We start from the raw sequence: 9,955 nt of genomic DNA, 5'->3' as shown, positions 1-9,955 counted from the left end.
CACGACCTTCTCAGTTTCGGTCGCTTATACCCCTTATTAGCTACCAAACTTACACGACCTTCTCAGTTTCGGTCGCTTATACCCCTTATTAGCTACCGAAATTGCTCAACTATCTAGGTTTCGGTCGCTTATACCCCTAATAAGATACCGAACCCATAAAACTTTCCCGTTTTCAATCGCTAATCCCACTTTTGTCATTGTTTACGCAAATATGAGAAATACTCCTGCTTAAATTAAGCAGGAGAACCTTTCTCTGAAAATAACTCATCTAGAATTTTTATTTTATCTTCCGTATAAGCTTCAAAGCTGTCATTATAGGTTTTAGGGTCCTTCGGATTTGCAAAGTGAGTAATTTTTCCGGTAACCGGGTCAATAAACTTGCTTGCTGCCCCGCAGCCGAGCCCGATAATTGTCTGCTGTTCTTCCATAATCATAATGTTATAAATGCTTTCTTGGTTCGGCAGTGAGTAACCAACATTCTCAAGATTACCGAGAATGTTCTTTTGACGGTAAAGGTAATATGGTACATAGCCATGCTCCACCGTCCAGTTCTCAGCTAGCTCCATCATCTGTTCCACTTCATCACGGTCTGCCACTTTGTATTTTTCCTTATTCTTAGTCATTTCCGAGGCACGCTTAAATGATAAAGTATGAACGGTTAAGGATTCAGGCATCAGCTTTTCCGTTTCGGCTAAGGAATGGGTAAATTCTGGGACCCCCTCACCTGGCAAGCCAATAATTAAGTCCATATTAATATTGTTCATGCCGCTTGCTCGAGCCATGTGATACTTTTCAATCGTTTCGGTAACTGTATGATGCCTGCCAATCGCTTTTAACGTTTCTTGCGTATACGATTGTGGATTAATACTAATCCGGTCGATATTCCACTTTTTCAAAACCTCTAATTTCTCAGGGGTAATTGTATCAGGTCGCCCTGCCTCAACGGTAATTTCACGGATGTTTTCAACATCAGGAAACGACATGTACATTTCTTCATAAAGCATATCCATCTCTTCAGCCGTTATGCTGGTCGGGGTTCCTCCACCATAATAGACTGTTGTAATCCGGACACCTTTTTCCTTTAGCCAGGCACCAATTTTCTTCATTTCATAATGAAGGCCTCCAAGGAAGGAATCCACCGATCCTTGGCGTCCATTAATCGCGTATGCAGGAAAAGTACAATACGCACATTTCGTCGGACAAAAGGGTATTCCAATATAAATACTGACTTCTTTTTGCAGCGAATATAGGTCAGGGACAACGCTGAGCTGGCGGTCGACAATTTTCTGCATCAACTCAATCTTTTCATCAGTGATTAAATAATCAGCCTTTAATTGCTGATGGGCATCCTCTAATGGAATACCTTCTTGGACTTTCCGATGAAACAATTTCGTCGGTCTGATTCCAGTAAGAATGCCCCACTTTTGCTTAATGCCCGTCAGATCCTGCAGGACTATTAAATAAACATGGCAAACAGCATTTTTTATTTGTTTGAATTTTTCCTTTTCAGACCCCGCCGGGAATAATTCCTTTTGATATTCGGCGGAAAATATTTTTCCACGGTTGTCCTTTAATTCAGCAGAAACAGAAATATTCTCCTGAATTTGTAAATGGAATTGTATCTGAATATCCGCTTCTTCCGCATTTGTAGAAATAATCTTTGATTCTTCAAAAAACAAATTAGCAATCAGCTGGAGCGGGCGATTAAATCTTTCATCCTCTAACCCTATTATCGAAATTCGCAATGATATCACCTTTCAATAGTAAACTTCCTTTAGTGTACCGAATTGCAAAAACAAGGTCAATAAGATGGTATATTTTTACATAAAAATATCAACGGCTGCTGCTGCCGTTGATATCTACAAAATTTACTTTTTTATGATATTCATCTTTCTTAAAAACTCAATTGGCTGCTGTTTGCGGAAGTGTTCCTTTACCATATAGGCAACACCATGTTCATTTTCAGACCTGGTTACCCAATCCGATGCCCTTTTCACCTCGAAATCAGCGTTCCACATCGAAACACCAAGACCTGCTGCTTCTATTAAGGGAATATCATCCAAACCATCACCAATATAAACCATTTCACTCCTGCTGATTCCAAGCTGCTTTCCTAGGTAAGTTAATCCTGTTAGCTTTGAAACTCCGGCAGGAACAATATCCAAACGTAAGGAATCCAGCTCGATAATTTCAATCTCGGTAAACATTTTACCTAGGGCATTTTTTGCATCCTTTAAATCACTCTTATCCTCAAAATAAACCTCAATCTTGGGAGGAGTAACCGGCTGATCATGCAAATATTCACTTAGTGATGAAACAAATTGCTGGGAATAGAAAACAGGGTCGCCTGAAGTAAACACCGTTTTTGCAAGCAAATGATTGTTAAGCTTTAACCTATTGGCTAAAGAAAATTGTTCAGTGACTAAGCGGATTTGGCACGGTAATGCCTCTAAAAAACTAACTGCGTCATAGGTAATGTCTTCATTAATCCTTTTCACATAAATCGGCTTTTCCACAGTGCTTGCTATATAGGCGCCTTGATGTGTGATCAGTGGTGATTTTATTTTTAACGCCTTAGCAACCTTTTTTGCTGAAGGAAAGCTGCGCGATGTTACGAGCGTTACATAAATTCCTTTTTGCTGAACATATTCAATAGCTTCCTTTGTTGACTTATGAATTTTTCCATTTGTTTGAAGAAGCGTGCCATCAATATTTAACGCAAGCAAGCGATAAATCATTATGTTGCCCCCTGTTCTTGGTGAAATTACCCTTATATCACTTTTATGACTTTTCACTCATTTATAGAACAGAGGAGATGACCATCCGATTGAAAAAGAAAAACCCCGGTTTTGCACCAAGGGCTTAGTATGAAATCTTACATTTGACCATATAGGTCTTCTAATGGTTTCATAATGACTTTATTTAATTCACCAATTATCATGCTCATCCGCTGCTCTGCTTGCATGAGATAGGCAATTTTCGGATTCTGCTGCACAAGTGCCACTGTTGACTGTGCCTGTTGTATTTCTTGTTCAGAAATATCCTGACCCATCATTTGTTTTTGCTGCAGATTCATTTGAATTTGCCGGAACCCGTCAAACATTTGCTTTGAGGCCGGATCGGCATCCACTTCACTGTACGCCTGCTTTAATTGGGTATACTCCTCACTTTGTCGGATTGCGGTTTCTAAGGCATAGGCGGAATCATATAAATTAACTGCCATTAGGTTCACTCCTTTTTTGGTAATAATTCTTCACAACTATAACAAACTATTCATTTAAATGCGAGAATGTTCAAATCACCTTCTAAATTATTTTCACATACGATATTATCAGCGAATGCCTATTTTTACACAAATGAGGAGTGATTATGTCATTATCTTTAACTCCAATTAAGATTGTGCCCGGTAAACCGACAGATAGAAATTGCTTCGTTGTACAAATGTCCAACCAATTGTTTATCCAATTAAAAATAGGAGAACACCGGGATTTGAACATCACGTTAGGGCAAAAAACAATCACTACAACCATCCAAACAGTAGAAATGGCTGCAAACGAGCTGATTTTACCGGCAAACATGATAACAGATTTTTGTCTGCCGCTTCAATGCTATAAGTTTCAGGCCATGTACCTGGCAGATAGCCATACCCTGAAGCTAGGTCCAGTGGTCGGTTTACTTACTAATTTCACCTCAATTAGGCAGGAAAATCTTCACTTTCGTTCTATCCATACCTTTTGCGAGGAACTTCATCACTGTATAACGGAGCAGGGTGGTTTTTTTTACGTCTTTGCTTATGAACAATTTTTAAACGAAGCATATTACCTTATGGACGGAAAATGGCTCCCATTTGAACTTCCCCTGCCTGATGTGATTTACAACCGCATCCATTCCAGGAGGCTTGAACAGAAGGAGTCCTATAAACAGTTCCGCAGCCGGCTGGAACAACTTATGATTCCGATTTTTAATGACCGTTTTCTTTCTAAATGGGAAGTGTATGAGCAGCTGAGCAATGAGAGACAGCTCTTGGCTTATATTCCCAAGACAAAACTCTTCTCAAAGGAACACCTGCATGAATTCATCCAAAAATACGAAACTGTCTTTCTTAAACCGATCCATGGCAGTCAAGGCAAGAACATTATTAAAGTGAAAAAGGAAAGGGAAAATTACTACACTTTTCAATCCTCGCTAACAAGTCAGATTGATACCGTTGGGGAGGGAGTTACCCTAGACGAAATTTATCAGCTGGTAAAACCAATCCTTTATAATCAGATTTATATTATTCAGCAGGGACTTGATTTAGTTACACATCACGCTTGTGCCATGGATTTTAGGGTTTTATGTCATAAGAGTCTTACTAATCAATGGAAAATTACATCAACTGTGGCAAGAATTGCTGCTGATGGGGAGTTTGTTTCCAATATTGCTAGAGGCGGTACCATTACACGACCGTTGACGGCATTAGGGACTTGTCTCGGCGGAAAAAAAGCTTTAGCAACACTCGAAGTGCTGAAGGAATTGGCACTTGAAACAGCTACGGTTATTGGCAGTAATTCAGCAGGAATAACCGGAGAACTTGGCATCGATATCGGTGTTGACCTTGATGGCAGGATTTGGCTAATCGAGGTGAATTCCAAGCCTTCTAAAAACTTCGAGGATGATGTTGGAAAAATAAGACCGTCCGCAAAGGCAATTATTCAATTTTGTACCCAGCTTGGCTTTGAAACCAAGCCATTAAAGGAGTGACATTAAAATGATTACATTTGGCATTATGACGTTGAATATGGAAAGCGAACATGCTTATATAAATGAAATTGCCAGACATGCTAAATCGTGCGAAATGGAGGTATTTCGTTTCCTTCCCTCCAGTATTAATCCGCATACACTTCAGGTAAAAGGGAAAATGTTTGATTCTAAGGCAAACTGCTGGCTGGAGAATGAACTGCCAATCCCATCCATCATTTACGACCGCTGTTTTTACGGAGAGGATGAGCATTCCAAACAATGCCTGCCGATTGTCTCATGGTTGAAGAGCAGAAATGATATAACCTTTTTAGGCTATGGATTACCTAATAAACTTGAAATCTATAAAACGTTAAAAAACTCTAGTTTAGCCTCCTATTTGCCTAAAACCCAATTCGTTTCAGATACTGAAATCATACTAAAAGAATTAGCGGCGCAGAAAAAGATAATTTTAAAGCCAATTAATGGTTCACAAGGCTTCGGTATTTATTACTTGAAGAAAAACGACAAATCCTTTCATGTAAAAACAGAAAAACAAAAGAAAATTATTTCGCGGATTTTCCCAAATGAGGCGAAACTCCTTAAATGGCTGCAACCATTAATCAAGCAACATGACTTTCTGCTCCAGCCTTATTTGGAACTGAATAACAATGAACTGCAGCCATTTGACATTCGTGTTCTGTTGCAAAAAAGTGCAAATGGATTCTGGGGCGAACTTGGCAGAGGGATACGGACTGGAAGTACAGGGGGTCTCCTTTCAAACTTAAGTGCAGGTGGATCCGTCATCTCGTTTACAGATTGGCTGACATCACTTCCACCCGCCAAAGGGGAATACATTCGTCAAGAATTAGACTATATTCTTGCCAGCCTCCCTCCCCTGCTCGAAAAAGAGTTTATGTCCTTATTTGAGATTGGTGTAGATATTGGCATTGCCAAAAACGGATCAATTTGGGTCCTTGATATAAATTCCAAACCAGGAAGAAAGGTTCTATTGCAAACACGACCAGATTTAAAGGATTCAATCCACCTAAATCCGCTGCTTTATGGCAAATACCTTTCCGAAACGGCACCGCATGAAAGGAAGAGCTATTATGAGACAACATTATCTCATTGAGGTTGCTCAAAATGATCAATTGGTTGTGTTCTGTCCTAAGGATATTCTTCAGGGTAAACAAATAAAGCGAATAGCTTTTGGCTCAAAATCAATTGCTGTTGATTTTTTCCCGCACCCTGATGAAATTGACCGCATTGTGATTAGCAGAAAAATTCAGAAGGCAATCCAGTTTCCCGATTTCACAATCCCGCTCCATGCCTTTATCGAAAATCAAATCCTTTATATTGGTCCGCTCGTTGGTATTTTCACGGCAGGATTTACGTCCATTCCCTTGCAGCCAATCGGCGAACGTACATTGTTTTTTTCAAAACTCCTTTCGGTTAATAAAACAGTCGGCGCTCTAGCGTTTGTTTTCGGAGAGCAGCATATTGATTGGGAGCAAGGAACGATAGAAGGTTACTTTTTTCATAATCATGCTTGGGAAACGATTGAGGTCCCTTTTCCAAATGTAATTTATGACCGTCTTCCCAATCGAAAAAGTGAGCGCAACCCAAAATTGATGAAAGTAAGAGACCGATTACAAAATGAATACCTGATTCCGTGGTACAATCCCGGGTTTTTCAATAAACTTGATATTTATGAACTTCTGCTAAAGGATGTTCAGGTTACTGAATACCTCCCAGAGACTCAGCCGTTTACCTCCTTTTCAACCATCGAAACGATGCTGGCAAAATATGGCCATATTTTTATTAAACCAAAAAACGGCAGTCTTGGATTAGGAATTCATCAGGTGATTTTCGATAAACAATCTGGAAGTTATTATTGTCGCTATCAGGATGAAGCTTATATAAATCGCTTACGCAAATTTGTCAGTTTAGACAGGTTGTTTCAATCTGTATTTGCACATCAATCCCTAGAAAAAATGATAGTGCAGCAGGGCATTTCTTTGCTTAGAAACGAAACTCGCTCAATTGATTTTCGTGTCCATACTAATAAGGATGACTACGGTAAATGGCAGGTGTCAGCGATCGCAGCGAAGATTGCCGGGCACGGAAGCGTGACTACGCATGCCCGCAGTGGTGGAGATATCAAAACACTCGCAGAAATTTTCCCAAAGGAAGAAGCTGATTTATATTTCGAAAAGCTGACCAGTGCTGCACTTCAGCTTAGTAAATCGTTAGACAGTAATATTGAAGGCATTATTGGCGAGATTGGTTTTGATTTAGGCATCGACCGTAAAGGAAATGTATGGCTCTTTGAAGCGAATTCCAAGCCGGGCAGATCGATTTTTAGTCATCCGGAATTGAAAGAAGTTGATTTCCTAACACGCAAATTATCAATTGCCTTTGCTGTTTTTCTAACGGAGCAAGCATTATTACATCCTGAGGAACTATTCAAATGAAAAACAATTCGCCAGGCCCACTGATTGGGATCTTAACAGCACAGAAAGCGAATGGCTCCATTGCAGGCAACGGCCCGCTTTTTATCGAATTGCAAAAAAAGCTTATTTCATTAAATGGAGTAAGCTTTGTCTTTACTCCTGAAGGAATGACAAAGGATTTTATTATTGGTTACATGTTTTCACTTGATAAAAACCGCTGGATAAAGGATAAATTCCCTTATCCAGACCTTGTTTATAACCGAATTCCATTTCGAAAATCAGAACAAAATGAACCCTTCCAGGCTTTGATATCTAGGTTAAAAGAAAACAATATCCCTTTTTTTAATCCCTGTTTTATTGATAAATATGAACTTTATGAGTTATTGAAAAATCACACGGTGATGCAAAAATTTTTACCGCAAACTATCCTTGTCGAGGATAAAAAGGACCTGTTCTCATTTTTGAAAAAACATACAACTGTTTATTTAAAACCCAGGCAATCGGCAAAAGGAAAAGGTATTTTCCGGCTCAAACTGAAGAACCCTTCAGAAATTCAACTTGAAGGGGTTGAAAACAGTGAATCCTACAAATCTTTTGATCACTTCTGGGAGAATTGGAAGAGAAAACTTTTTGAGAAAAACTATTTAGCCCAAGAGGCAATCAATTCAGCCGAATATGAGGGTTACCGCTTTGATTTTCGCATTCTTGCTCATGCTGAGGATAACGGTTACACGATTACAGGGGTCGGGATTAGGCAGGCTCAGGAACAAGAGATTACGACCCATATTCCCACCGGAGGCAGACTACTTCCATATGAGTTTTTACAATCAACAGAACATGATCAGTTCATTCAAACCGTTGTCCCTTTTGTCGGTGAAGCTTTATCGGAACAATTCGGCTTTTTTGGCGAGTTTTCAATTGACGCAGGCGTAAGTAAAACTGGCCGGTATTATATTTATGAAGCCAATTCAAAGCCGATGAGCTTTGATGAAACGGAGATTGAAGAAAGGAAAATAGCTCAGCTATGCCGCTTATTCCTGCAGTTAACAGTTACCGGGCTTTAATTTTTGTTTAAATTATTCCCTAAACAAGGTAAGCTAGAAGTACTACAATGCAAAGGGGATGAGGTAAATGTTGATGCATTTTCAGTTCAAACCATTATTTGAAAATAAAAATATTCCTGGCTGGAACTTTTCCTTTTATTACAAAAAACAAAGATTTACAGGAATCTATCACCCAACAGGAAAAATTGAATTCACCACAAATACACCTGAACAAAAAGATATTGACGCATTAACAAGCCAAATCCATGAATTAATGCTTTTTCACGTTTATGAATAATCCAATTAACCTTTCTACAAACTAACAGGAAAAGCGGAAGCGCCTGGTTCAGGGGCGGCAGGCATTAGACGAGCCGGCTAGAAGGCTGTTTTTTAGCCTTCTTGACGGATTGGCTTATGACCCGAGCCCCTAGGCGCTGCAGCTAGACAACAGGAAAAGCGGAAAGGATTGATTGTCATGGAAAAAGGTAAAGATAAGCTATCCGAACAAGGTTCTGTTTATGAAGGAAGAGATAAAGTCTATCTGGATATTGACCGGATGATTAATGAAGGAATGTCAGGCGGTTCCGTTCACGCACGTCACGATTCCACAAATATTGAAGAAGCACGTGATCTCATTGAGGAACAACCACCATATGAATGTGAGTAAAACAATAAGGTATCAATAAAGGCTAGCCGGCATTTTAAAAGGCTCAGCCTTTTTTATTGTTCATCTTCTATTGGTATAATAGAAGTAGAATTTCTTAAAAAATCTAGATAATGGGGAAAATGATCAATGTTAAGTAAATTATTATCCATATATGAGAATGCCATTATGTTTCTTAATCAACCCGTGAACCCTACTGACCAATTGTATATCTTATGTAATGAAGCAGAGAATGAGTGGATTGGCATTCCAAAAACAGACGTAAGTGAAAAAGAACTAAAGCTTCTTAAAACGATTTTTAAACTAGTTGAGGTTCAAACAACAGCCAATCATTCCGCTTCAAATGGCTGGTATGAATTTCTATTTTCGAACGGTCCTCTTCCAAGTTACCCATCTGAAACGAGTTTTCGGTTGATACAATTCCATATGAGCAGCGATGATGCCAATCAAATTGAAATGGAGTCCGCTTTAAAAGGATTTTTTACTGAGGACGTACTAATCATTTGGGAAAACGGAAGCAGGGGTATTGTAATTGAAGAGAAAACACAAATTTCTCTTTCAGAAGAAGAACTGATTTCGATGTCGGAAACATTAGAAAGCGATTTTTATGTAAAAATTTCATTTTTCATTGGGAAACTCCATTCTTTTTCCTTGGAGCTCCGCGAAAAATTCCTTCAGGAGCAAGAATACTTTTCTTTTGGAATACACAATTTGGGCAACCCACATATCTTCACATTTGAACGGGTTTTTCCTGCTTTTTTAGCACATCATCTCTCCGAGGAATTAAAGCACAAAGTCAACCAAGAAGTAATCGAACTATTCCAGGATGACCCAGAAATGTTTTCGACCGTCAAGATTTTTCTAGAAAACAATTTAAATGCTAGTTTAACTGCGAAACGATTGTATATTCACCGAAACACCCTCCAATATCGGATTGATAAATTTTGCGAAAAAACTGGAATTGGATTAAAGGATTTTCACGGGGCCTTTACCGTCTTTTTAGCTTGCCTTCTGTTTGAACAGAAACGCAACTAACAATGTGCCCAAAAAAGCGTTTTCATTTTTTGTGCAAC

Annotated in this window: 10 protein-coding genes; 7 read left to right on the top strand and 3 right to left on the bottom strand. The window is 39.1% G+C overall.

Annotated features, from left to right (window positions below; genetic code table 11):
* Positions 1 to 233 precede the first annotated feature (233 nt).
* The 3 genes from AA980_RS00705 to AA980_RS00695 all read right to left on the bottom strand — a co-directional run bounded on the left by AA980_RS00705 (position 234) and on the right by AA980_RS00695 (position 3,223).
* A complete protein-coding gene (locus AA980_RS00705; RefSeq protein WP_024031077.1) occupies positions 234 to 1,745 on the bottom strand; it encodes a coproporphyrinogen III oxidase in 1,512 nt (503 codons plus the stop codon).
* A 123-nt stretch (positions 1,746 to 1,868) separates the two neighbouring features.
* Entirely contained in the window at positions 1,869 to 2,738 is an 870-nt protein-coding gene (locus tag AA980_RS00700; protein ID WP_024031076.1) for a Cof-type HAD-IIB family hydrolase, read from the bottom strand.
* Between the two features lie 137 nt (positions 2,739 to 2,875).
* Positions 2,876 to 3,223, bottom strand: a complete 348-nt coding sequence (locus tag AA980_RS00695; protein WP_024031075.1) for a YlbF family regulator — start codon at positions 3,221 to 3,223, stop codon at positions 2,876 to 2,878.
* Between the two features lie 146 nt (positions 3,224 to 3,369).
* Here AA980_RS00695 and AA980_RS00690 point away from each other — a divergent pair, with 146 nt between their 5' ends.
* The 7 genes from AA980_RS00690 (at position 3,370) to AA980_RS00660 (ending at position 9,917) form a co-directional block, all read left to right on the top strand.
* The gene (locus AA980_RS00690) at positions 3,370 to 4,743 is read left to right on the top strand and encodes a YheC/YheD family endospore coat-associated protein (protein ID WP_024031074.1); all 1,374 of its coding nucleotides are present in this window, start codon (positions 3,370 to 3,372) and stop codon (positions 4,741 to 4,743) included.
* A gap of 7 nt (positions 4,744 to 4,750) precedes the next feature.
* Positions 4,751 to 5,854, top strand: coding sequence for a YheC/YheD family endospore coat-associated protein (locus tag AA980_RS00685; RefSeq protein WP_024031073.1), 1,104 nt, complete (start codon positions 4,751 to 4,753; stop codon positions 5,852 to 5,854).
* Complete coding sequence (locus AA980_RS00680) at positions 5,832 to 7,196, top strand: YheC/YheD family endospore coat-associated protein (RefSeq protein WP_024031072.1); 1,365 nt, start codon at positions 5,832 to 5,834, stop codon at positions 7,194 to 7,196. The genes AA980_RS00685 and AA980_RS00680 overlap by 23 nt, the downstream gene beginning before the upstream one ends.
* Positions 7,193 to 8,239: a YheC/YheD family endospore coat-associated protein gene (locus AA980_RS00675; RefSeq protein ID WP_024031071.1), complete on the top strand. Its 1,047-nt coding sequence runs from the start codon at positions 7,193 to 7,195 to the stop codon at positions 8,237 to 8,239. The genes AA980_RS00680 and AA980_RS00675 overlap by 4 nt, the downstream gene beginning before the upstream one ends.
* Before the next feature lie 67 nt (positions 8,240 to 8,306).
* Complete coding sequence (locus AA980_RS00670) at positions 8,307 to 8,516, top strand: YheE family protein (RefSeq protein WP_024031070.1); 210 nt, start codon at positions 8,307 to 8,309, stop codon at positions 8,514 to 8,516.
* A 177-nt stretch (positions 8,517 to 8,693) separates the two neighbouring features.
* Positions 8,694 to 8,885, top strand: coding sequence for a hypothetical protein (locus AA980_RS00665; RefSeq protein ID WP_024031069.1), 192 nt, complete (start codon positions 8,694 to 8,696; stop codon positions 8,883 to 8,885).
* A 126-nt stretch (positions 8,886 to 9,011) separates the two neighbouring features.
* On the top strand, positions 9,012 to 9,917 hold the full coding sequence (locus tag AA980_RS00660; RefSeq protein ID WP_024031068.1) for a PucR family transcriptional regulator: 906 nt from the start codon (positions 9,012 to 9,014) through the stop codon (positions 9,915 to 9,917).
* Positions 9,918 to 9,955: the final 38 nt, after the last annotated feature.

Source organism: Neobacillus vireti, from assembly GCF_001026695.1.
GTDB classification, from domain to species: Bacteria; Bacillota; Bacilli; order Bacillales; family Cytobacillaceae; genus Neobacillus; species Neobacillus vireti.
This window is presented reverse-complemented; position numbering and strand designations above follow the sequence as displayed.